The organism is Pseudomonas sp. MF09150, assembly GCF_059862355.1.
The window spans coordinates 695,598-721,207 of the sequence record NZ_JCBCUS010000001.1; the positions used below are offsets into that span (position 1 = coordinate 695,598).

The following is a 25,610-nucleotide window of genomic DNA, read 5'->3' on the forward strand; positions in this document are numbered from 1 at the left end:
GTAATTTAGTCAACATCTCAACAAATTATTGACGCCAATATTAATTCTTAGAATCAAACGTACTCCAGCAATTGAATCGGCACTAACGAAAAAAGCCGGTCGGCATGATGGATACCCACACGGTAATACACGGAGAGTCCTTTAATGAGCAGCGTTGCCGTCGTCAAAAGCATTGTCGGTCAAGTATTCGCAGTGTCCCCAGAAGGGATTCGCCGTCTGCTGGTAGAAGGGGATCGTCTGTTTGCCGGGGAACAAGTCCAGACCGGACCTGAAGGCGCCGTGTCGCTGGAGCTGGCCGATGGCCGCGTTCTCGATCTGGGTCGCGACAGTCAGTGGAGCGCGAACGCTCCTGACTCCACGACCAACCTGAGTGAAGCCACCGCCCAGGCCGCCCCTTCGGTCGCCGAACTGCAGCAAGCCATCGCTGCCGGTGCCGACCCGACCCAAGACCTCGAAGCCACCGCTGCCGGCCCAACCGCCGCAGGTGGAGACGGTGCCGCCGGCGGCGGCCACAGCTTTATCCTGCTCGAAGCCACCGCAGGCGAAGTCGACCCTACCATCGGCTACCCGACCACCGGCTTGAACGCCGCGGCGGCCATCGGCAACGATTTCACTGTCGGCAACATCGACAATAACGGCAGCACCCCGCGCGACGTCACCATTACCCTGACCGCCACGCCGACCATTACTGAAGCCGGCGGGGTCATCTCCTACACCGTATTCATCACCCAGGCGCCCACCAGCGACCTGACCGTGACGCTGTCCAACGGCCTGTCCGTGGTAATCGCAGCCGGCCAGACCGCTGGCGTGCTGAACGTGACCTATGCCAGCAACGACACGCCTTATCTGGATGCTTCGACGGTCTCGGCCACCATTGCCGGCACCTCCGGCGGCGGCAACCTGATCATCACCACCGATCCGGCTCCGGCCGTGACCCAGATCACCGACACCATCGACACCACCACCGTGTCGTTGAGCGCGAATGCGTCGGTCGATGAAGGCGACAAAATCACCTACACCGCCACCGTGACCAACGCGGCGCAGACTGACGTCACCATCACCCTGTCGAACAACACCACCATCACCATCAAAGCCGGTGATACCACCGGCACCGTCAGCGTCGATACGCCCGCCAACCTGGCCGACGGCAAAGACCTGCACCTCAGCACCACCATCACCGGCGCCACCGGCGGCAACTACGAAGACCTGGCCATCAACCCCAAGGCGGCCGAAACCACCGTGGTCGCCGTCGACGACCCGAGCGTGCTGGTTGCCGACCGCCAGACCATTGCCGAGGACGGCATTGCCTATGGCAACGTCCTGACCAACGACAGCGACATCGACAACACTTTGAGCGTGGCCACCTTCAACGTGGGCAGTGCCACCTATAACGCGGGCCAGATCGCCACCATCGCGGGCGTCGGCAGCATCAGCATCGCCGCCAATGGCGACTACACCTTCACCCCGGTCAAAGACTACAACGGTGATGTGCCGCAAATCGGCTACACCACCAACACCGGTTCGAGCAGCACCCTGGACCTGACCGTCACCCCGGTCAACGACGCGCCAATCGCCATCGCCACCAGCGCCACCGGCGATGAAGACCAGGCCACCGGCATCGAGGTCCATCTGTCGGCCACTGATGTCGACGGCATCGGCAACGTCGCCTCGTTCAATGTCACTGCGCCCAACAACGGTACGTTCTACACCGACGCGGCGATGACCCAGGTCTTCACCGGCAGCATCGCCGCCAACAACGGCGCCGCGACCCTGTACTTCAAGCCGGATACCAACTTCAACGGCCAGGTGAACTTCACTTACACCGCCACCGACAGCGGCAATGCTGACGGCAGCGGCGTGCTGACCTCCCCTGCGGTCGGCGGCGTGATTACCGTGAATGCGGTCAACGACGCGCCAGTCGCCATCGCCACCAGCGCCACCGGTACCGAAGACCAGGTGGGCGGCATTGAAGTCCATCTGTCGGCCACCGATATCGACGGCATCGACAACGTTGCGTCGTTCAACGTCAGCGCACCGAACAACGGCACCTTCTACACCGACGCGGCGATGACCCAGGTCTTCACCGGTAGCGTTGCGGCCAATAATGGCGCGGCGACTCTGTACTTCAAGCCGGACGCCAACTTCAACGGCCAGGTGAATTTCACTTACACCGCCACCGACAGCGGCAACGCTGACGGCAGTGGCGTACTGACCTCGCCTGCCGTCGGCGGCGTGATCACCGTGACCCCGGTGAATGACGCTCCAGTAGCCATTGCTACCAATGCCACTGGCGCTGAAGATCAAGTGGGCGGCATCGAAGTCCACCTTAATGCCACCGATGTCGATGGCCTGGCCAACGTTGCCTCGTTCAACGTCAGCACGCCGAACAACGGCACCTTCTACACCGACGCCGCAATGACTCAAGCCTTCACGGGCAGCATTGCAGCCAACAACGGCACGGCGACCCTGTACTTCAAGCCGGACGCCAACTTCAACGGCCAGGTGAACTTCACCTACACCGCTACTGACAGCGGCAACGCTGATGGCAGCGGCGTGCTGACTTCGCCTGCCGTCGACGGCACCATCACCGTGACCCCGGTGAACGACGCACCCGTCGCTATCGCCACCAGTGCCAGCGGTGCTGAAGATCAAGTGGGCGGCATTGAAGTCCACCTCAATGCCACCGATATCGATGGCATCGACAACGTTGCCTCGTTCAATGTCACCGCGCCGAACAACGGTACGTTCTACACCGACGCGGCGATGACTCAGGCCTTTACCGGCAGCATTGCCGCCAACAACGGCACGGCGACCCTGTACTTCAAGCCGGACGCCAACTTCAATGGCCAGGTGAACTTCACTTACACCGCCACTGACAGTGGCAATGCTGACGGCAGCGGCGTACTGACTTCGCCTGCGGTTGGCGGCGTGATCACCGTGACCCCGGTCAACGACGCTCCAGTAGCGACTGCCACCAGCGCCACCGGCGATGAAGACCAGACTACCGGTATCGAAGTCCATCTCTCGGCCACTGACGTCGACGGCATCGACAACGTTGCCTCGTTCAACGTCACCACGCCGAACAACGGTACGTTCTACACCGACGCGGCGATGACCCAAGTCTTCACCGGCAGCATCGCCGCCAACAACGGCTCGGCGACCCTGTACTTCAAGCCGGACGCCAACTTCAACGGCCAGGTGAACTTCACCTACACCGCCACTGACAGCGGCAATGCCGATGGCAGCGGTGTGCTGACCTCACCGGCGGTAGACGGTGTGATCACCGTGAATGCGGTCAACGACGCGCCAGTCGCCATCGCCACCAGCGCCACCGGTGCCGAAGACCAGGTGGGCGGGATTGAAGTCCATCTGTCGGCCACCGATATCGACGGCATCGACAACGTTGCCTCGTTCAATGTCACCGCACCGAACAACGGTACCTTCTACACCGATGCGGCGATGACTCAGGCCTTTACCGGCAGCATTGCCGCCAACAACGGCACGGCGACCCTGTACTTCAAGCCGGACACCAACTTCAACGGCCAAGTGAACTTCACCTACACCGCCACCGACAGCGGCAATGCCGATGGCAGCGGTGTACTGACTTCGCCTGCCGTGGGCGGCGTGATCACCGTCACTCCGGTCAACGACGCTCCGGTGGCCATCGCCACCAGCGCCACCGGTGCTGAAGACCAGGTGGACGGCATCGAAGTCCACCTCAACGCCACCGATGTCGACGGCATCGACAACGTCGCGTCGTTCAATGTCACCACACCGAACAACGGTACGTTCTACACCGATGCCGCAATGACTCAGGCCTTTACCGGCAGCATTGCAGCGAACAATGGCTCGGCAACCCTGTACTTCAAGCCGGACACCAACTTCAACGGCCAGGTGAACTTCACCTACACCGCCACCGACAGCGGCAACGCTGATGGCAGCGGCGTGCTGACTTCGCCTGCCGTGGGCGGCGTAATCACCGTCACTCCGGTGAACGACGCTCCGGTGGCCATCGCCACCAGCGCCACCGGTGCTGAAGATCAAGTAGGTGGCATCGAAGTCCACCTCAACGCCACCGATGTCGACGGCATCGACAACGTTGCCTCGTTCAATGTCACCGCGCCCAACAACGGCACGTTCTACACCGATGCGGCGATGACTCAGGCCTTTACCGGCAGCATCGCAGCCAACAACGGCACGGCAACCCTGTACTTCAAGCCGGATGCCAACTTCAACGGCCAGGTGAATTTCACCTACACCGCTACTGACAGCGGCAATGCCGATGGCAGCGGCGTGTTGACCTCGCCTGCCGTGGGCGGCGTGATCACCGTCACTCCAGTGAACGACGCTCCAGTGGCCATTGCTACCAGCGCCAGCGGTGCTGAAGACCAAGTGGGCGGGATTGAAGTCCACCTCAATGCCACCGATGTCGACGGTATTACCAACGTCGCCTCGTTCAATGTCACCACGCCAAACAACGGTACGTTCTACACCGACGCCGCGATGACCCAGGCCTTTACCGGCAGCATCGCAGCCAACAACGGTGCAGCGACCCTGTACTTCAAGCCGGACACCAACTTCAACGGCCAAGTGAACTTCACTTACACCGCTACCGACAGCGGCAACGCCGATGGCAGCGGCGTACTGACCTCGCCTGCCGTGGGCGGCGTAATCACCGTCACGCCAGTGAACGACGCTCCAGTGGCCATCGCCACCAGCGCGAGCGGTGAGGAAGATCAAACCAGCGGCATCGAAGTCCACCTCAATGCCACCGATGTCGATGGCATCGACAACGTCGCCTCGTTCAACGTCAGCACGCCGAACAACGGCACCTTCTACACCGACGCCGCAATGACTCAGGCCTTCACCGGCAGCATCGCAGCCAACAACGGCACGGCGACCCTGTACTTCAAGCCTGACGCCAACTTCAACGGCCAGGTGAACTTCACCTACACCGCCACCGACAGCGGCAATGCCGATGGCAGCGGTGTACTGACCTCCCCTGCGGTCGGCGGCGTGATCACCATAACCGCGGTGAACGACGCGCCTAAAGTGGAGTTCAGCAGCACCACCTTCACCGAGCAGAAAGACCCGGTGGCCCTGGTCGAAAACCTGACCATCAATGACGTCGACAACACCACCTTCAGCAAAGTCGTGGTCACGGTCGATCATCTGGCGGTGGGCGACCTGCTGAGCAATGCCGACGCCCTCAAGGCGCTGGCGGTTGCCGGGATCACCATCACCCAAAGCGGCAGCGCCGCCGACGGCAAAATCGTCTACACCCTCACCAGCGATGCGAAAACCGGCAGCAGCGCCGCCGACTTCATCAAGCTGGTTGAAGCCATCACCTTCCAGAGCCCGGGCAACAACCCGGTGGGCACCGATCGTGGCGTGACCATCGAAGTGACCGACAACGGCGGCAGCAACCCGGCCGTTGAAAAACCGGAAACCGGCACCGCCACCGGCAAGGTCACCATCGACCTGGTCAACGATGCCCCGACGGCGTCGGCTGCGGCCACCACCACCGACGAAGACCATGCGACCACCATCGTATTGAGCGGCAGCGATGTGGACGGCACCGTCGCCAAGTTCGTCATCACCGCCCTGCCGGAGAACGGCAAGCTGTACAGCGACGCGACCCTGACCACCGAGCTCAAAGTGGGCGATTCGGTGTCGGCTGGCGCCGATGGCAAGGCCGCGGTGTACTTCGACCCGACTGGCGACTGGAGTGGCAGCACCCATCTGACTTTCACTGCCGTGGACAATGACGGCAAACCGAGCCCAGTGACCACCGCCGACATCACTGTCAACCCGGTTACCGACACCCCGCACCTGGGCCTGATCGGCGGCGGCAGCGTAACCTCGATCAATTTCGACAGCGCCAACCTCAACGGTTCCTGGGGCACGATTGCCGTAGGCGACGCCAACAACGCGGCCGGCAATGGCGGCCCGACTACCCAGTGGCTCACTGGCAACGCCGATGGCAAGGTCGAAATCGGCCAAAGCAGCATTTACGGGGTCGATACCCCAGGCAACAGCAAGGTCATCGAACTGGAGAAAGACGCCGGCGACGATGCCAGCCTGTACACCATCATCAAGGCCGAAGCAGGCACGGCTTACAGCATCTCGGTTGATTACTCGCCGCGTGCCGGCGCTGAAAACAACTCGGTGATCGACGTGTTCTGGGGCGGCGTCAAAGTCGGCACCCTGGACACCACCACCGTCGGCATGAAGACCTACACCTTCGTGGTACCGGTCACCACCGACGGTGATGCCAAGCTCGAGTTCAAGGCTCCGGCCGGCGACACCAACAACTCGCTGGGCGGCGTGATGGACAACATCAACGTCACCCAGGTGCTGAACGTGGGTCTGGAAGACCATGCGATCAAGCTGTCGACCATCGACGCCTATGCCACCGACAAGGACGGCTCCGAGTCGCTCAAGCTGGAAATCAGCGGCGTACCGGTGAACTCGACCATCACCGATGGCGTCCACACCTTTACCGCGACGGCGGGCAATCAAAGCGTCGACATCAGCACCTGGAACAAGACGACCCTGGTCTACAACCCGGCGCCGAACGCCAATGGCGTGGTCAACCTCACCGTCACCGCCACGGCGCAGGACGGCACAGCCGATCCGAAGTCCGAGTCGATCAACCTGCCAATCAACGTGATTGCGGTCAATGACGCGCCGGTGGCCATCGCCACCACCGCTGCAGGGACCGAAGACCAGCCAACGGGCATCGAAGTCCATCTGTCCGCCACCGATGTCGATGGCATTGCCAACGTTGCTTCGTTCAACGTCAGCACGCCGAACAACGGCACCTTCTACACCGACGCGGCGATGACCCAGGTCTTCACCGGCAGCGTTGCGGCCAGCAATGGCGCAGCCACCCTGTACTTCAAGCCGGACGCCAACTTCAACGGACAGGTGAACTTCACCTACACCGCCACCGACAGCGGCAATGCCGATGGCAGCAACCCGCTGACTTCGCCTGCGGTCAACGGCAGCATCACCGTGGCAGCGGTCAACGACGCACCGGTGGCCATCGCCACTACGGCTGTGGGCCAGGAAGACCAAGTGGGCGGCATCGAAGTCCACCTCAATGCCACCGACGTCGATGGCCTTGCCAACGTTGCTTCGTTCAACGTCAGCGCGCCAACCCATGGCACCTTCTACACCGACGCGGCGATGACCCAGGCCTTTACCGGCAGCATCGCGGCGAACAACGGTTCGGCGACTCTGTACTTCAAGCCGGACGCCAACTTCAACGGCCAGGTGAATTTCACCTACACGGCTACTGACAGCGGCAATGCCGATGGCAGCGGTGTACTGACCTCCCCTGCGGTCGGCGGCACCATCACCGTCACGCCAGTCAACGATGCGCCGGTCGCCATCGCGACCAGCGCCACCGGTGCTGAAGACCAAGTGGGCGGCATTGAAGTCCACCTCAATGCCACCGATGTCGATGGCATCGCCAACGTTGCTTCGTTCAACGTCAGCGCACCGAACAACGGTACGTTCTACACCGATGCCGCGATGACCCAGGCCTTTACCGGCAGCGTCGCAGCCAATAACGGTACAGCGACTCTGTACTTCAAGCCGGACGCCAACTTCAACGGCCAGGTGAACTTCACCTACACCGCCACCGACAGCGGCAATGCCGATGGCAGTGGCGTGTTGACCTCGCCTGCCGTGGGCGGCGTGATCACCGTCACCCCGGTCAACGACGCTCCAGTCGCCATCGCCACCACTGCAAGCGGTGCTGAAGACCAGGTGGACGGCATCGAAGTCCACCTCAATGCCACCGACGTCGATGGCCTGGCCAACGTTGCTTCGTTCAACGTCAGCGCGCCAACCCATGGCACCTTCTACACCGACGCCGCAATGACTCAAGCCTTCACAGGCAGCATTGCAGCCAACAACGGTTCGGCGACCCTGTACTTCAAGCCTGACGCCAACTTCAACGGCCAGGTGAATTTCACCTACACCGCCACTGACAGCGGCAACGCTGATGGCAGCGGCGTACTGACTTCGCCTGCCGTGGGCGGCGTGATCACCGTCACCCCGGTGAACGACGCTCCTGTGGCCATCGCCACCAGCGCCACCGGCGCCGAAGACCAAGTGGGTGGCATCGAGGTTCACCTCAACGCCACCGACGTCGATGGTCTGGCCAACGTTGCTTCGTTCAACGTCAGCGCACCGGCCCATGGCACCTTCTACACCGACGCGGCGATGACCCAGGCCTTTACTGGCAGCATCGCAGCCAACAACGGCGCAGCGACCCTGTACTTCAAGCCGGACGCCAACTTCAACGGCCAGGTGAATTTCACCTACACCGCCACCGACAGCGGCAACGCTGATGGCAGTGGCGTACTGACCTCCCCTGCGGTCGGCGGCACCATCACCGTGACCCCGGTCAACGACGCTCCAGTGGCCATCGCCACCAGCGCCACCGGTGCGGAAGATCAAGCGACCGGCATCGAAGTCAAGCTGAGCGCCACCGATGTCGACGGCATCACCAACGTCGCCTCGTTCAACGTCAGTGCGCCAACCCACGGCACCTTCTACACCGACGCTGCAATGACCCAGGCCTTCACCGGCAGCATTGCCGCGAACAACGGTGCAGCGACCCTGTACTTCAAGCCTGACCTGAACTTCAACGGCCAGGTGAACTTCACCTACACCGCCACTGACAGCGGCAACGCTGACGGCAGCGGCGTGCTGACCTCGGCTGCGGTCGGCGGCACCATCACCGTCACCCCGGTCAACGATGCGCCAGTGGCCATCGCTACCAGCGCCACCGGCGCCGAAGATCAAGTGGGTGGCATCGAGGTTCACCTCAATGCCACCGACGTCGATGGCATCGCCAACGTTGCTTCGTTCAACGTCAGCGCACCGGCCCATGGCACCTTCTACACCGATGCGGCGATGACCCAGGCCTTTACTGGCAGCATCGCGGCGAACAACGGTTCGGCCACCCTGTACTTCAAGCCGGACGCCAACTTCAACGGCCAGGTGAACTTCACCTACACCGCCACCGACAGCGGCAACGCCGATGGCAGCAACCCGCTGACATCGACAGCGGTGGGCGGTGTCATCACCGTGACCCCGGTCAACGACGCGCCGACCGCAGTCGATGGCGCCATCGCCGGTAATGAAGACACCTCGATCGAGCTGAGCTGGAACACCTTTGGCGTCCAGGACATCGACTCGACAGACCCGAAAGTGGTCTTCACCAGCCTGCCAAACGGCTCCATTGAATACAAAGTCGACGGTGCCTGGGTCACGCTCACCGCAGCCGACCTGAAAACCGACACTTCAGCCGGCAAGGCCTTCAGCCAGGCCGACTTCGACAGTCACAACGTGCGCTACACCCCCGCAGCCAACGAGTCGGGCGATAACAGCTTCGGCACCAGCGGCGTCGGCAACAAACAGGGTGACTACACCGAACTGAAGTTCCAGGCCACCGACGGCAGCGCCTACAGCGACACCAAGACCATCACCGTGGATATCCACCCGGTGACCGACGTGCCGGTGGTGACCATCGGCCAATATGGCAATGTACCGACCGGCCTGATCATTCAGACCTGGAACGGCCAGAACCTGCCTGATGCACTGGGCCGGGACGGCAGTGGCGTCGCTCAATCCAGCGACCTGATCCGGGTCATCAACGCCAAGACCGCTGACAGCGCCACCTCCACTGGCGTAATCAGCAACGTAAGCAATGGCGATGTGTCCCAGTTCACCGCGACCAAGGTCTCCGGCCTGATTTACCTGGAAGCCGGCAAGAGCTACAGCTTCACCGGCACTGCCGATGACAGCCTGGCGGTCACCGTGGGCGGCAAACTGGTCTCCACCGAGACCTGGAGCCACGGCGCCGGGATCAACGCGACCCCGTTCGTTCCGTCCGAGTCGGGCTACTACACCCTCGACATCTACCACTACAACCAGAACGGTCCGGGCAACTACAACGTCAACGTCTCGATCGACAACGGTCCTTCGATGGCCCTGGGCAGCAGCGGCGTGCAGACCTACACCAGCCTCGAGGCGCTGAAAGACGCCGGCGCGGTGTTCAACGACGCCCACGTGGTCAATGGCGAAGGCTATTACACCGGCTACGTGTACAACCACGGCCTGGAAGACAGCAGCATCAAGGTCAGCCCGATCACCACCACCTTCGTCGACAACGATGGCTCGGAATCCCACAAGGTGGAAATCAGCGGCTTGCCAAAAGGCACCGTGATCACCGACGGCACCACCGGCCACAGCTACACCTCGACCGGTGCGACCACCCAGTACGATGTCAGCAACTGGAACCTGGGCACCCTGACCGTGACCCCGGCCAAGGACGCCACCGCCAGCTTCGACCTGACCGTGACCGCCACGGCCAAAGAGCTGAGCACCCAGGTTGAAGAAGTCACCACCGGCAAAGTGAGCATCGTGGTCACGGCGGTCAACGACGCGCCTGTAGCGATCGCGACCACCGCAACCGGTGCCGAAGACACGACCGTGGGCATTGCAGTCAAGCTCTCCGCTACCGACGTGGATGGCCTGAGCAACGTCAAGTCGTTCACCGTGGGCACGCCAAGCAACGGCACCTTTTTCACCGACGCCGCGATGACCAAGCCCTTTACCGGCACCATCAACGCCAGCAACGGTGAGGCGACGCTGTACTTCAAGCCGAACCTGAACTTCAACGGCACGGCCAACTTCACCTACACCGCCACCGACAGCGGCAACGCCGACGGCAGCAACCCGCTGACCTCGGCACCGGTCGGCGGCAGCATCACCGTGACCCCGGTCAACGATGCTCCGGTAGCCATCGCCACCACCGCGACCGGCGCGGAAGACCCGACTTCGGGTATCCCGGTCAAGTTGAGCGCCACCGATGTCGACGGCCTGGCCAACGTCAAATCGTTCACCGTGGGCACGCCAAGCAACGGTACGTTCTTCACCGACGCCGCGATGACCAAGCCGTTCACCGGCACCATCAACGCCAGCAACGGTGAGGCGACGCTGTACTTCAAGCCGAACCTGAACTTCAACGGCACCGCCAACTTCACCTACACCGCCACCGACAGCGGCAACGCGGACGGCAGCAACCCTCTGACCTCGCCAGCGGTTGGTGGCAGCATCACCGTGACCCCGGTCAACGATGCGCCAGTGGCCATTGCCACCACGGCGACCGGTGCCGAAGACCCGACCTCGGGTATTCCAGTCAAGTTGAGCGCGACCGATGTGGATGGCCTGGCCAACGTCAAGTCGTTCACCGTCGGCACGCCTACCAACGGCACGTTCTTCACCGATGCGGCGATGACCAAACCGTTTACCGGTAGCATCAACGCGACCAATGGCGAGGCCACGCTGTACTTCAAGCCGAACCTGAACTTCAACGGCACCGCCAGCTTCACCTACACCGCCACCGACAGCGGCAATGCCGACGGCAGCAACCCACTGACCTCGGCAGCGGTTGGCGGCAGCATCACCGTGACTCCGGTCAACGATGCGCCGGTGGCTATCGCGACCACCGCAACGGGTGCTGAAGACCCGGCTTCGGGTATCGAAGTCAAGTTGAGCGCCACGGATGTGGATGGCCTGGCCAACGTCAAGTCGTTCACGGTCGGTACGCCAAGCAATGGCACCTTCTTCACCGACGCGGCGATGACCAAACCGTTTACCGGTAGCATCAACGCCACCAATGGCGAGGCGACGCTGTACTTCAAGCCGAACCTGAACTTCAACGGTACTGCCAGCTTCACTTACACCGCGACCGACAGCGGCAACGCGGACGGCAGCAACCCACTGACTTCGCCTGCGATCGGCGGCACCATCACCGTGACCCCGGTCAATGATGCGCCAGTGGCCATAGCGACCACGGCGACCGGTGCCGAAGACCCGACATCGGGCATTGCCGTCAAGCTGAGCGCGACCGATGTGGATGGCCTGGCTAACGTCAAGTCGTTCACCGTCAGCACGCCTACCAATGGCACCTTCTTCACCGATGCGGCGATGACCAAGCCGTTCACTGGCAGCATCGATGCCAGCAACGGTTCGGCGACCCTGTACTTCAAGCCAAACTTGAACTTCAACGGCACCGCCAACTTCACCTACACCGCCACCGACAGCGGCAACGCCGACGGCAGCAACCCACTGACCTCGGCACCGGTAGGCGGCAGCATCACCGTGACCCCGGTCAACGACGCACCTGTGGCCATCGCCACCACCGCGACCGGCGCTGAAGATCCGTCTTCGGGTATCGAAGTCAAGTTGAGCGCCACCGATGTCGATGGTCTGGCTAACGTCAAATCCTTCACCGTCAGCACGCCTACCAACGGTACCTTCTTCACCGACGCGGCGATGACCCAGGCGTTCACCGGCAGCATCGATGCCAGCAACGGCGAGGCCACGCTGTACTTCAAGCCGAACCTGAATTTCAACGGCACGGCGAGCTTCACCTACACCGCGACCGACAGCGGCAACGCTGACGGCAGCGGCGTACTGACCTCGCCTGCGGTCGGCGGCACCATCACCGTGACCCCGGTCAACGATGCACCTGTGGCCATCGCCACCACCGCAACCGGTGCCGAAGACCCGACCTCGGGCATCGCCGTCAAGTTGAGCGCCACCGATGTCGATGGTTTGGCCAACGTCAAATCCTTCGCGGTCAGCACGCCTACCAACGGTACGTTCTTCACCGATGCCGCGATGACCAAGGCCTTCACCGGCACTATCAACGCGACCAACGGCGAGGCCACGCTGTACTTCAAGCCGAACCTGAACTTCAACGGCACCGCCAATTTCACCTACACCGCCACCGACAGCGGCAACGCTGATGGCAGCGGCGTACTGACCTCGCCTGCGGTCGGCGGCACCATCACCGTGACCCCGGTCAACGATGCGCCAGTGGCCATTGCGACCACGGCGACCGGTACTGAAGATCCGTCTTCGGGTATCGAAGTCAAGTTGAGCGCCACCGATGTGGATGGCCTGGCCAACGTCAAGTCGTTCACTGTGGGTACGCCTACCAACGGTACGTTCTTCACCGACGCCGCGATGACCAAGCCATTCACTGGCTCCATCAACGCCACCAACGGCGAAGCGACGCTGTACTTCAAGCCGAACCTGAACTTCAACGGCACCGCCAACTTCACCTACACCGCCACCGACAGCGGCAACGCTGATGGCAGTGGCGTACTGACCTCGGCACCGGTTGGCGGCAGCATTACCGTGACCCCGGTCAACGATGCACCGGTGGCCATTACCACCACCGCAACGGGTGCTGAAGACCCGAGTTCGGGTATCGAAGTCAAGTTGAGCGCGACCGATGTGGATGGTCTGGCTAACGTCAAATCCTTCACTGTCAGTACGCCTACCAACGGCACCTTCTTCACCGATGCGGCGATGACCAAACCGTTCACCGGCAGCATCGATGCCAGCAACGGTTCGGCGACCCTGTACTTCAAGCCGAACCTGAACTTCAACGGCACGGCGAACTTCACTTACACCGCGACCGACAGCGGCAACGCTGATGGCAGTGGTGTACTGACCTCGCCTGCGGTCGGCGGCACCATCACCGTGACCCCGGTCAATGACGCACCTGTGGCTATCGCAACGACCGCGACCGGTGCCGAAGACCCGACCTCGGGTATCCCGGTCAAGTTGAGCGCCACCGATGTCGACGGCCTGGCCAACGTCAAGTCGTTCACTGTGGGTACGCCTACCAACGGTACGTTCTTCACCGACGCCGCAATGACCAAACCGTTCACCGGTAGCATTAACGCCAGCAACGGCGAGGCGACGCTGTACTTCAAGCCAAACCTGAATTTCAACGGCACGGCGAACTTCACCTACACCGCGACCGACAGTGGCAATGCGGACGGCAGCAACCCGCTGACCTCCCCAGCCGTTGGCGGCAGCATCACCGTGACTCCGGTCAACGACGCGCCTGTGGCCATCGCCACCACCGCGACCGGTGCCGAAGATCCGACCTCGGGGATCGCCGTCAAGTTGAGCGCGACCGATGTGGATGGCCTGGCCAACGTCAAGTCCTTCACCGTCAGCACGCCTACCAACGGTACGTTCTTCACCGACGCCGCGATGACCAAGCCGTTCACCGGCAGCATCAACGCGACCAATGGCGAGGCCACGCTGTACTTCAAGCCGAACCTGAACTTCAACGGCACGGCGAACTTCACTTACACCGCCACCGACAGCGGCAACGCCGATGGCAGCAACCCACTGACCTCGCCAGCGGTCGGCGGTGCTATTACCGTGACCCCGGTCAACGATGCGCCTGTGGCCATTGCGACCACGGCGACCGGTGCCGAAGACCCGACCTCGGGGATCGCCGTCAAGTTGAGCGCCACCGATGTCGACGGCCTGGCCAACGTCAAGTCGTTCACCGTCAGCACGCCTACCAACGGTACGTTCTTCACCGACGCCGCGATGACCAAGCCGTTCACCGGCACCATCAACGCAACCAACGGCGAGGCGACGCTGTACTTCAAGCCGAACCTGAACTTCAACGGCACGGCGAACTTCACCTACACCGCCACCGACAGCGGCAACGCCGATGGCAGCAACCCGTTGACCTCGCCAGCCGTTGGCGGCGCCATTACCGTGACCCCGGTCAACGACGCGCCGACCCTGGACCTCAACACTGCTGACGGCGCAACCAAAACCGGCTACAACGGCGCCCTCACCGAGCGTGCGAGCGGCGGCGTGGCGATTACCGGCAGCGTCAACATCGCCGATGTCGACAACAGCCAGATGCAAAGCGCGACCATCACCCTGAAGAATGCCAGCGTGGGCGATCAGCTCACCTCGAGCCTGGTCAACGTTGGTGGCACTTACAACGGCATCACCGTGACCAAGGTCGGCACCGACACCAGCGGTAAAATTGTGCTGACCCTGTCGGGCGCGGCCGATTCGAGCAGCTACAAGACGCTGATCGAGTCGTTCCAGTTCTCCAACGGCAGCAAGTACCCAACCACCGGCGATCGCACCATCGAGATCTCGGTCAAGGACAACGCCGGTGCCGACAGCCTGAACTCGAACGTGGCCACCAGCACCATCACCGTGGCGCCACAGCCCTACGTGATTACCGAAGGCGGCGGCAGCGACGATGTCATCAACCTGAGCAGCTCCAACGTCAACAACATGGTAGTGGGCGATAAAGGCGGCATCGTCACCCCGGGCAGCAACTACAACATCGCGTTTATCGTCGACACCTCGGGCAGTATCGGCGACAAGTCCATGAACTCGATCAAGACCCAGCTCTCGACCCTGTTCGACACCTTGATCAGCAATGCCAACAAAAGCGACTCCGGCATCGTCAAGGTGCTGCTGATCGACTTCGATACCAAGGTCGAGGCCCAAGTCTCGGTCAACCTCGCCGACCAGGCTGCCGCCAAGGCTGCCCTGCAGGCGGTGCTGAACCAGATGTCGTCGAACCCGAACGACCTGACCAACTATCAGGATGCGTTCAACAGTGCGGCGGCCTGGTTCAAGAGCAGCGAAGCCACCAGCAACGCGGGCGCAAAAAACCTGACGTACTTCATTACCGATGGCGCGCCGAACATCTACAACGCGACGTATGGCGACGCGAACCTGGGCACGACCCGGTACTGGGGCGGTGGCAACAACGTCTACTTCGATGACAAGGTCAACAACTCGACCTATGCCCTGAACAAAGGCATCGTGGTCACCGCAACGATCAATGGCAGCACCCAGGTCATTGTCGATGCCGATGGCAAGGTCTACTCGTATGACTACCGCGGTACGCAGACCTTTGAGGGTTATGTGGTGGCCGGCAGCAACGGCGGCTTCGACATCGCCGGGTATGCCAGCGGCAGCAACACGGCGCTCAACCTGGCCAAGACGGCCTATAACGACCTGTCCAACGCGGTCACCGACAAAGTCGTGGTGGAAGCCATCGGCCTGGGCTCCGACATCAACAAAAGCGTGCTGCAGCAGTTCGACACCGACAAAGTCGTCACCACCATCGACACCGCCAAGCTGACCGACGCCATCACCGGCCACACCGCCGATGCCGGCGCCGACACCATCAACGGCGGCTCGGGCAACGACATTCTGTTCGGTGACCTGATCAGCTACAAAAACCTCGAGGGCGGTTCCGCACTCAAGCAATTTGCAGCTGACCAACTGTCCAAGCCGGTGGATCAGATCGACGACCGTGCCCTGCATCAGTTCATCACCGAGCACGTCGCTGACGTCGGTGCGCTGGCCAGTGCCTCGAACATCTACGGCACCAAGGACGGCGCTGACACCCTGATCGGCAATGCCGGCGACGACATCCTGTTCGGCCAGGGCGGCAACGACAAGCTCTATGGCGGCGCGGGCAACGACATCCTGGTCGGCGGCAAGGGTGATGACATCCTCTCCGGCGGCGCAGGGGCCGATACCTTCGTCTGGCTCAAAGGGGATACCGGCAACGACGTCATCACTGACTTCAAGCACTCCGAGGGCGACAAGCTGGACCTGTCCGACCTGCTGCAAGGCAATAACGACAACAACCTGTCCAGCTACCTGAAGCTGACCACCGACTCGTCGGGTACTTCAACCCTGCAAGTCAGCAGCACCGGGTCGTTCACCGCCAATGGCGGCGGCACTGCGGACGTCACGATCAAGGTCGAGGGCGCCAGCTGGGGCAGTGGCAGCAGCGCGATCAACAACCTGATCGCCGGTGGTGACCTGACCGTCAAGCACCACGACTGATCGCCAGGGGTCGCCAATCTTTCGGGACTGGCGACCGGTTGGCATCAGCCTCGGGCAAATGTGTGTAATCTCTGCGGGTGCTGCGTGCAGCGCCCGCAGGGATTTTTTTATTGGGAGAACGCTGATGTTCTACGTGCAACGTGATCAACAAGGCGCACTGGTGCGCGTCGAGGCGGTGGCCTATGCCGAAGCCACCGAGACGCTGCCGGCTGACCACCATGAGATCCAGTCGTGGTTTGCCAATGACGTGATCGAGACCAGCCTCAAGCAGCTCAAGCACAGTGACCTTGAGATGATCCGGGTACTTGATGACTTGATCCAGGTGCTGACCAGCAAAGGCGTGATCCGCGTCACTGACCTGCCGCCAGCGGCCCAGGCCAAGTTGATGGATCGGACCCAGGCACGGACGGCGCTGGGCGGGTTGAATCATCTGATCGACGATGACGAAACCGGTTTGATCTGATTGCCTCGCGCCTCCTTCACGGCTTGCCCGTCAAGGAGGCGTGACCTTCAAGGCTTCACTTCCAGGGCGCTGGTTCACCGAACAGCTGGCCTTGCACCCCTTCTATGCCCATCTCGCGGATCACCCGCAATTCACCCTCGGTTTCCACGCGCTCGGCAATCAGCGGCAGGTCAATGCTGTGGGCGGCGCGCTGGATGGCTTCGATAAACAGACGCTTGTGGCTTTCCTGGTCGATGGCGCGGATGTAGCTGCCGTCGATTTTCAGGTAGGCCAGGCCCAGGTGCGCAAGGTTGCCGATCATGCTGAAACGGCCACCGAAGCGCTGCAGGCTGAGGCTGTAGCCCAGGCTGTGGATCCGCCGGTTCAGGTGCTCCAGTTGGGCTTGCTCGGGCACTTGTTCTTCGCCGATTTCCAGGGTCAGGCGTGACCCCAGTGCCGGGTGCTGGGCCAGCAGCTCGAACACCCGCTCCAGGGCCTGCGGGTCATTCAGGGTGGCGGCCGAAAGGTTCAGGGCCAGGGCCTGGTCGTGGTGCGCCAGATGCTTGAGCACCAGCTCCAGCATCAGCCGGTCAAGCCGCGTCGACCAGCCGAAGCGTTCCATCCACGGCAGGAAGCGGCCGGCGGCAATGGCCTGGCCCTGGTTGTCCAGCAGCCGTGACAGGACCTTGTAGTGCAGCACCTGATGGGTGTCGCTGCTGCTGACCACCGGTTGGAAAAACAACTGGAAGCGCCCTTGGTCCAGCGCCGCATCCAGCAGGGTATGCCAGCTGTGGGAGTCATCGCTGACCGTGCCCGGGGTGCTGTGCTCCAGGCACACCCAGCTCTGCTCGCCACTGCCTTCGGCCTGGGTCAGGGCTTGATCGGCCAGCTTCAGCAGGTCCGCCGAGGCATCGCCCGGGTTGTAGGGCGCAAGCCCGATGTGGGCCACGATCGGCATATCGGTGGCGCCGGTTTCGCGCAGGCTCTGCAGGGTGCTTTCCAGTTCCTGGGCCAGTTGCAGCGCTTCGTCGCGCACCAGGCCGGGTGCCAGCACCGCGAACTCGCCGCCACGGCTGCGGGTGATCAGGTTATGGGTTTCCGGGTACTTGGCGCAGGTCCGCACCAGTTGCTGGCCCACCGCCTGCAACAACTGGTCGGTGCGTTGGCCGCCCAGGCGCTGGTTGAGGCCGGCCAGGTCATTGACCCGCAACATCAGCAGGTAGCCGGAGCTGGCCTCCTCCTGGTTGCTGACCCGGGAGTGCAGCTGCATTTCGAAATAACGTCGGTTGGCCAACCCGGTCAGGCTGTCCTGGTAAGACTCCACCCGCAGCTTCTCGCTGCGCTCGGTCTGTTCGATGAACAACGCCTTGAGCTTCTCCACCATCTGGTTCATGGCCTGTACCACCCGGCGCAACTCGGGGGTGCGCGGCAGGTCGGGCAGGCTGAGAAACTCGCGCCGGGCGATGGCATGGGACTGCTCGACCATATAGTCCAGCGGCTTGAGCTGACGGCGCAGCAGCAAGGCCCCCAGGACCGCGCTCAGGGCGCCGCAGACCAGCAGCCAGCCCAGGCTGCCCAATGCGCTCTGCCAGAGCTTGGCCAGGGCGAACATCGGGTGGCTGACCACCTCGACCCGCGCGGCCTGCTGCCAGCCTCGGCTGACGATGGCATCGCCGCCCGCCGGCGCGAGGCCGATCATGTTCACGAACCAGGCCGGCACGCCACTGGCATCCGGCTCGGCGGCACGCTCCACCAGCACCTGGTTATTGCTCAGGTCGATCACACGGATGCTGGCGTAGTAGCCGCTGTCGAAAATCGAGCTGACCATCAACTCGGTCATCGCCGGGTCATCGATGTTCGGCGTCAGCGACAGGGCTAGCGCGGTGGCCGCGTCCTGGGCGTGGGAGCGCAACTGATTGACGTACTGCGCCCGCGAACTTTCCAGGCTGACCATGAAGCTACCGCTGAACGCGACCACGAGAAACACACAGATAGCGATCAGCAATTGTTTGAACAGTGACATCGTGGCTCCTGTTAATTATCCGAACTGGCCGGAAACCCTTCGGCGGTCATTTTCTTCAAGACATCCTGCCAACGCGACAGGCGCTTGGTGTCACCGACTTTCTTGTTGCCCGCCGCCCCCGTCAACCACAGCCCCTCGCCGTTGAAGGCGTAGACGGGCAGCAGGTCGGGGCGCTGGCTGGCGGGCAGAATAGGGTCCATCAGGCTGTCCAGCACCAGGGGCATGGCTTCGGGGCTGGAATAATAGGTCAGGACCATATGCGCGCGGTTCTGGCGCAAGGCCTTGACGTAGGTGATGCGCAACTTGTCGGCCGCGACACCAAGGTGGCGCAGGCTGAAATACTTGGCGATGGCGTAGTCTTCACAGTCGCCGGCCCCTTTCCACAGGGACTGGATGGGCGTGGCCCAGTAATCCGTCTCGTGCCACAGGTCGATGTCTTCCTCGTAGCGCAGTTGACGGTTGAAGAACAGGTTGACCACCTTGAGTAGCTCCGTCTCGCTGACCTGTTTCTGCGTCGCGAGCAGTTGCTGCCAGGCATCGATCCGTTGCCGCCCCGGGCCCAGCGGCCCATAGAGCGCCTCGGCGCGGCGGCTGATCTGGCTGAAATCCCAATCGGCAAGCAAGTCGCCCAGCAGGCTGCCACCCAGTAACAGGGCGATGGCAAGACCATACAGGATCCGAGGGAGTTTAAAGCGTATCGCCACTGCGATTATCCAAGCTTGCAGCATTGAAGGTGCGGCCATGTTGCGGGTATGCCGGGCAAAAAACAATGGCACAGTGAAATCACTTCCGCCAACGGTCCGCCCCCTCACCGCCCCAGCAAAACACCCTGTAGCCGCTACCGAGGCACGAGACTGCGCTGGCTGGCATGAACGCCGAGTAAGGTGGGTTATTTGGACGGGCCAGCACAGCCTGCGGCAGCGGCTACAGGGGAGGTGCGCTGGCCATTGTCGGGTGGCGGATTGCGGCGATGGCTAATCGTTGAGCTGGACGATGCCCTTGCGCACGGCAAACATCACCAGCCCGGCGATATCGTGGATCCGCAGGCGATGCATCATCTGCGAGCGATGGGCCTCGATGGTCTTCACGCTCAGGCCCAGGCCCTGGGCGATATTGCGCGTGCTTTCGCCCCGGGCGATCAGGCGCAGGATCTCCAGCTGGCGCGCCGTGAGCACCTTGTTCGGCGCCTTGAGGCTGGGTTCATGCTGGCGCTTGATGGCGTGGTTGATCACCAGGGGCACTACCGCCGAGGACAGGTACTGCCCGGCCTGGCGCAGGGTCTCCAGGGCCAGCTCCAGCTCGATCACACTGGCACTGCGCAGCAGGTAGCCGTGGGCCCCCAGTTGCAGGCACTGCATGACGAAGGGACTGTCGGTGTGCATCGACAGCACCAGCACCCGGCTGGCGGGTGAACTCAGGGACAAGGTCTTCAGCAAGTCGATACAGGCGTGGCGCTCCAGGACCAGGTCCAGCAGCACGATTTCCGGCAACAGGCGTGAGGCCAGCTCGATGGCGCTGTGGCTGTCGCCGGCTTCGGCGATGACTTCATATTCGGTTTTCTTCTCCAGCAAGGCCCTCATTCCGGCACGGACCACCGGGTAATCGTTGGCAAGCAAAATTCGACACAGCATAGGCTTCAGCCCAGTCACATGGATAAGGGCACAACGCCAAGGCGTTGCAGTATTTTTATAGCCGGCGTGATCGCCTTGATGAATTGCAGACTGCCAAAGCCGGGGTCAGGCAGTGGGCCAGCCTGCGCCCCTGACCGCTGTGCAATGCAACACACCGGCCAGGCCGAGCACGGCGACCCAGGCGTCGTCGATGATCCCGCTGCGCCGCCCGGTTATCCGCGCAGGGTGCCGCACCCGGCCAGGCCAGCCTCAGGTGTGGCGCGGGCTGCTGGCGAATTGCTGGATCAGTTTCGGCACATGGGACAACGGCTCGACCTGTTGCGCGGCGCCCATGCGAATGGCCTCCCTGGGCATGCCGAAAATCACGCAGCTGGCCTCGTCCTGGGCCACGGTATGGGCGCCATTTTCGCGCATGGCGAGCAAGCCCCGCGCGCCGTCGTCGCCCATCCCGGTCATGATGATCCCCAGGCTGTTGGGCCCGGCCTGCCGCGCCACCGAGCGGAACAACACATCCACCGCGGGCTTGTGCCGGTTGACCGGCGGCCCGTCGAGCACCTCGACCTGGTAATGCGCCCCGCTACGCTTGAGCTGCATGTGCAGGCCACCCGGCGCCAGCAGCGCCAGGCCATCGTGCACGCGATCCAGGTGCCTGGCCTCGCGTACTTCGATCTGACACAGGCTGTTCAGACGCCGGGCAAAATCGGCGGTGAACTTCTCCGGCATATGTTGAACGATCACAATCCCGGGACAGTCACGCGGCAACTGGCGCAAGACAAACTCCAGCGCCTGGGTGCCGCCGGTGGAACAGCCCAGGGCGACGATGCGTTCGGTGGTGCGCAACAGGCTGATGGGCGCAACGGCAGGGCTTGGCGGCGCCACCCGAGGAGCGCTGGGCAAGACCCGGGGACGGCTGCGGGCGCCCTCCTCGACCTTGCGGATCAGCTCGCTGGCCAGTTGCTCCAGGCTTTGCTTGAGCCCCAGCCGGGCCTTGGTGAACACCCCGACCGCGCCGGCAGCCAGGGCCTCGACCGCGACACTGTTGCCCTGCTCGGTGAGGGTCGAGCAGATGATGGTCGGGGTCGGGCGCTCGCTCATGATCTGCCGCAAAAACGTCAGGCCATCCATGCGCGGCATCTCGATATCGAGGATCAGCACGTCCGGCCATTCGCGGCGCATCTTGTCGATGGCGTACAGCGGGTCGGCGGCCAGGCCGATCACCTCGATCCCCGGGTGGTTGCCCAGGCAGGTGCTGAGGACCTGACGCACCAAGGCCGAATCATCGACGATAAACACCTTGATCACCGCCCACCCGCCCGTGCCGGCAGCGCGCCCGAGGCATTGCGCTGGCAGGCCACGACGCCGCTGCGGCCGTCGACCTGCAGGCGCCGGTAGTGCTCGCCATTGAGGTCGCAGTAATCGAGCGACCAGTTGCGCAGGCTGAATTGCTCCCGGGCGAAGGCGCTGTTGCTGTGGCCGACCTTGCGCCCGCCCGCCGGTTCGAAGCGCACCAGGCTGCCACCGCCGAACAGCCCCTTGCGGTACTCGCAGGGGCGCGTGCCGTGGCGCAGCATATCGGCATGGATACGCTTGAACACCGCCTCGCCGTAGCGCGTGTCGAGGCCGTTGCGCGCCTGCGGATCGCTCGGCAGCAGGTAGTGCGAGACCGCCAGCAGGCGCCAGCGCGGGTGCCACAGGACCACCGACACGCAACTGCCGAGCAGGGTGCTGACGGTGCCCTCGTGACGGCCGAAGAAATACTCGCCAGGGTTGAGGAACAAGGCCGGTTTCATAAATGCTGGTACACCGAAGGACTGAGCAGGCGCAGCGGCAGGCCGAAGCCATGAATGCTTTCGGCGTGGCCGATAAACAACAGGCCGCCGGGCACCAGTTGCTCCACCAGGCGGCGTACGATGCGCTGCTTCTCGTCGTTGTCGAAATAGATCAGCACATTGCGCAGGAAGATCACCTCGAACGGCCCCACGCCCTCGGGCAGGGGCTGTACCAGATTCACCTCGCGCAGGCTGACCCGCTGGCGCAGCGCGGCCTGGACCCGAAAGCGCCCGTGCATGGCCCCGACGCCATTCAGGCAATAACGGTGCAGCCAGCCCTCGGGGAAATGCCGGGCCTGGGCCAGGTCGTAGATACCGCTGGCGGCGCGTTCCAGCATGCTCAGGCTCAGGTCGCTGGCCAGGATCGACCAGTCCTGGGTGGTCCCGTGCTCACTGACCGCCATCGCCAGGCTGTAGGGCTCTTCACCGGAGGAACAGGCCGCGCTCCAGATCCGCAGCGCGCCTTTGCGCTTGGCCAGCCACTGGCCAAAAAAAGCGAAATGCGCCGGTTCGCGAAAGAAGTAGGTCTCGTTGGTGGTCAGCAGGTCCACCACCAGCCGGCGCTCGGCCAGGTGTTGCGGCTGCTCCAGCAACTGCAGGTACTGCTCGTAGCCCGGCAACTGGTAATGGCGCAGGCGCTTCATCAGGCGCCCGGCCACCAGCGGCCGCTTATTGGCCGCCAGGGCGATGCCCGAAGCCTCGAGCATCAGGCGTTGCAGCAGGCGAAACTGGCTGTCGGCCAACTCCGGCAGCCGCAGGCCCGGCACGGGCTCAGCGGCCATTGAGCACCGCAAGGCTCAGTTGGGAAATGTCGTCGAGGGACAGCACCTGGGCGATCGCCAGGATGATGGTGAAGCCCTCTTCGCCCCGGGCCATGCCGGCGATGAAATCAGTGCGGATGCCAACACCGAACGGCGGTGCCGGCACCACTTGGGACGGGTCGATATCCAGCACCGCGTCCACCGCGTCCACCACCAGACCGATGCGTTGCACGCTCTCGCCCAGGGCCAGCTCGATGATCACGATGCAGGTGCGATTGTCCGGCCGGGTCAGCTCGAAACCAAAGCGCGCGGCCAGGTCGAGCACCGGCACCACGTTGCCGCGCAGGTTGATCACGCCATGGATAAAAGCCGGCATCATCGGTACCGCGGTGACGTGGGCGTATTCGATGATTTCCCGCACCAGTTCGATGGGCAAGGCATAGGCCGCCTCGCGCACGCGAAACGACAGGTGCTGGATCCGGGTGGCCAGGGCGCTGTCCGCGACAGCGCTGGAGTGCAGTGAGGTCATGGGCAGGTCACTCAGTTGAAGCTGACGAACTGGCCTTCATCGACCGCCGTCCTGCTTTTGCTCCAGCTTGCCGGCGCACTCTTGAAAGACTCCGGGCCACGGGCTTGAGGGCGCTGGGCACCGAGGGCGTCCTGCTCGAAGCGGAAGAAGCCGATCAACTCCTGCAATTGCCCGGCCTGGGCGTTCATTTCTTCGGCGGTGGCGGCCAGCTCTTCCGAGGCCGCGGCGTTCTGCTGGGTGATCTGGTTCATCTGGCCCATGGCAATGTTGATCTGCCCGGCCGCGCCGTTCTGCTCCTGGGAGGCAGCGGTGATTTCCTGCACCAGGTCCGAGGTGCGCTGGATATTGGGCACGATCTCCCCCAGCAGACGCCCGGCCTGTTCCGCCAGGTGCACGCTGCTGCTGGCCACCTGGCCGATCTCCTGGGCCGCGACTTGGCTGCGCTCGGCGAGTTTGCGCACCTCGGCGGCAACCACCGCGAAGCCCTTGCCATGGTCACCGGCGCGGGCCGCTTCGATGGCCGCGTTGAGCGCCAGCAGATTGGTCTGGTAGGCGATGTCGTCGATGATGCTGATCTTGTCGGCAATCTGCTTCATCGCCAGCACCGTGTCGCTCACCGCGCCACCGCCCTGCACCGCATCGTTGGCGGCCTTGCCGGCAATGCCGTCGGTGATCTTGGCGCTCTCGGTGTTCTGGGTGATGGAGGCCGACATCTGCTCCACCGAGGCACTGGTCTGCTCGACGCTGGCCGCCTGCTCGTTGGCGGCCTGGCTCAGGGATTGCGAAGTCGAGCTGACTTGCTCCGACGCCGAAGACAATGCATCGGCTGCGCTGCGCACATCGCCGAGGATGCTGCGCAGGCGCAGGGTCATGTTCTGCATGGCACTGAGCAATTGCCCGGTTTCATCCTTGCTGGTGACTGCCAGATCCTGGCTCAGGTCGCCGGCGGCCATGCGGTTGGCCGCCGCCACTGCGCCGTTGAGCGGACGGGTGATGCTGCGGGTGACCAGCACCCCGATCAGCATGCCCATCAAGGTGGCCACCGCCACCAGCGAGATCATCTGCACCCGGGAGTTGGCGGCAATGTCGCTGATCTGCTGGTTGGCTTCGCTGGCCCGCTCCTGCTTGTGCCGGGTCACCTGGCCGATCATCTGGTCCACTGCGTCGCCACTGACCACAGCCTTGGGCAGCAGGTCGGTGATGTCGCTGGTCTCCTGCAACTGCCCGGATTGCTGATGCATGCCCAGCACCTGCTGCACCAGCTCCTGGTACTCCTTGAGCGGGCCTTGCAGCTGGTCGATCTTGGCCTGACCTTCCTTGGTGATAAAGCTGGTGCGGGCCTTGGCGATCAGGCTCGCGGTCTGTTCCAGGGCGGCACGCGCCTGACTGGCGGCCTGCTCGCGCCCGGACTGGCTGGTGGCCAACAGGCTGTGGCGCATCGAGCGCCCGGCAGTGATCAGTTGGATATTGGCCTCCTGCAACTGGCTCAGGCCGGTGACGTCCAGCTCGTACATCCGGTCGGACAGGTCATTGACCTGCTCCAGGTTGCGGATGCCGATAAACCCGATGGCGGCGGTCAAGGCCACCACCACCAGGAACCCCAAGGTCAACCGGATGCCTATCTTCATGTTGCGAATGAACTGCATGGTGTTTCT

At 63.0% G+C, this 25,610-nt stretch carries 10 protein-coding genes; 2 read left to right on the forward strand and 8 right to left on the reverse strand.

From position 1 onward, the window contains the following. The first annotated feature begins 144 nt into the window (after window positions 1-144). Together AC19YX_RS02780 and AC19YX_RS02785 are read left to right on the forward strand one after the other, a co-directional pair. Window positions 145-16,740, forward strand: coding sequence for a retention module-containing protein (locus AC19YX_RS02780; protein WP_500605612.1), 16,596 nt, complete (start codon window positions 145-147; stop codon window positions 16,738-16,740). Between the two features lie 124 nt (window positions 16,741-16,864). Next, complete coding sequence (locus AC19YX_RS02785; protein WP_078471343.1) at window positions 16,865-17,203, forward strand: tryptophan synthase subunit beta; 339 nt, start codon at window positions 16,865-16,867, stop codon at window positions 17,201-17,203. A gap of 55 nt (window positions 17,204-17,258) precedes the next feature. Here AC19YX_RS02785 and lapD read toward each other — a convergent pair whose 3' ends face one another. The 8 genes from lapD to AC19YX_RS02825 form a co-directional block, all read right to left on the reverse strand. Further along, window positions 17,259-19,205 (reverse strand): cyclic di-GMP receptor LapD, encoded by a 1,947-nt coding sequence (lapD, locus tag AC19YX_RS02790; protein WP_500605613.1) that lies wholly within the window; start codon window positions 19,203-19,205, stop codon window positions 17,259-17,261. An 11-nt stretch (window positions 19,206-19,216) separates the two neighbouring features. Next, window positions 19,217-19,933 (reverse strand): cysteine protease LapG, encoded by a 717-nt coding sequence (lapG, locus tag AC19YX_RS02795; protein ID WP_500605614.1) that lies wholly within the window; start codon window positions 19,931-19,933, stop codon window positions 19,217-19,219. Window positions 19,934-20,179: 246 nt separating this feature from the next. Next, window positions 20,180-20,836, reverse strand: coding sequence for a response regulator transcription factor (locus AC19YX_RS02800; RefSeq protein ID WP_043228240.1), 657 nt, complete (start codon window positions 20,834-20,836; stop codon window positions 20,180-20,182). 249 nt (window positions 20,837-21,085) lie between these two features. Then, the gene (locus AC19YX_RS02805) at window positions 21,086-22,138 is read right to left on the reverse strand and encodes a protein-glutamate methylesterase/protein-glutamine glutaminase (protein WP_500605615.1); all 1,053 of its coding nucleotides are present in this window, start codon (window positions 22,136-22,138) and stop codon (window positions 21,086-21,088) included. Continuing rightward, complete coding sequence (locus AC19YX_RS02810) at window positions 22,135-22,626, reverse strand: chemotaxis protein CheD (protein WP_020294529.1); 492 nt, start codon at window positions 22,624-22,626, stop codon at window positions 22,135-22,137. Before AC19YX_RS02810 ends, AC19YX_RS02805 begins: the two co-directional genes overlap by 4 nt. Beyond that, a complete protein-coding gene (locus tag AC19YX_RS02815; RefSeq protein WP_078471346.1) occupies window positions 22,623-23,447 on the reverse strand; it encodes a CheR family methyltransferase in 825 nt (274 codons plus the stop codon). The genes AC19YX_RS02810 and AC19YX_RS02815 overlap by 4 nt, the downstream gene beginning before the upstream one ends. Next, window positions 23,437-23,955 (reverse strand): chemotaxis protein CheW, encoded by a 519-nt coding sequence (locus AC19YX_RS02820; RefSeq protein ID WP_201130698.1) that lies wholly within the window; start codon window positions 23,953-23,955, stop codon window positions 23,437-23,439. Before AC19YX_RS02820 ends, AC19YX_RS02815 begins: the two co-directional genes overlap by 11 nt. An 11-nt stretch (window positions 23,956-23,966) precedes the next feature. Further along, window positions 23,967-25,601 carry a methyl-accepting chemotaxis protein gene (locus AC19YX_RS02825; RefSeq protein WP_500605616.1) on the reverse strand — a complete coding sequence of 545 codons (1,635 nt, stop codon included), beginning with the start codon at window positions 25,599-25,601 and terminating at the stop codon, window positions 23,967-23,969. Between the last annotated feature and the right edge of the window lie 9 nt (window positions 25,602-25,610).

Coding starts and splice junctions, on each gene's coding strand:
- AC19YX_RS02800 (WP_043228240.1), bottom strand. CDS start 20,836: ATGCTGTGTCGAATTTTGCTTGCCAACGATTACCCGGTGGTCCGTGCC.
- AC19YX_RS02810 (WP_020294529.1), bottom strand. CDS start 22,626: ATGAAACCGGCCTTGTTCCTCAACCCTGGCGAGTATTTCTTCGGCCGT.
- lapD (WP_500605613.1), bottom strand. CDS start 19,205: ATGTCACTGTTCAAACAATTGCTGATCGCTATCTGTGTGTTTCTCGTG.
- AC19YX_RS02825 (WP_500605616.1), bottom strand. CDS start 25,601: ATGCAGTTCATTCGCAACATGAAGATAGGCATCCGGTTGACCTTGGGG.
- AC19YX_RS02785 (WP_078471343.1), top strand. CDS start 16,865: ATGTTCTACGTGCAACGTGATCAACAAGGCGCACTGGTGCGCGTCGAG.
- lapG (WP_500605614.1), bottom strand. CDS start 19,933: ATGCTGCAAGCTTGGATAATCGCAGTGGCGATACGCTTTAAACTCCCT.
- AC19YX_RS02815 (WP_078471346.1), bottom strand. CDS start 23,447: ATGGCCGCTGAGCCCGTGCCGGGCCTGCGGCTGCCGGAGTTGGCCGAC.
- AC19YX_RS02780 (WP_500605612.1), top strand. CDS start 145: ATGAGCAGCGTTGCCGTCGTCAAAAGCATTGTCGGTCAAGTATTCGCA.
- AC19YX_RS02820 (WP_201130698.1), bottom strand. CDS start 23,955: ATGACCTCACTGCACTCCAGCGCTGTCGCGGACAGCGCCCTGGCCACC.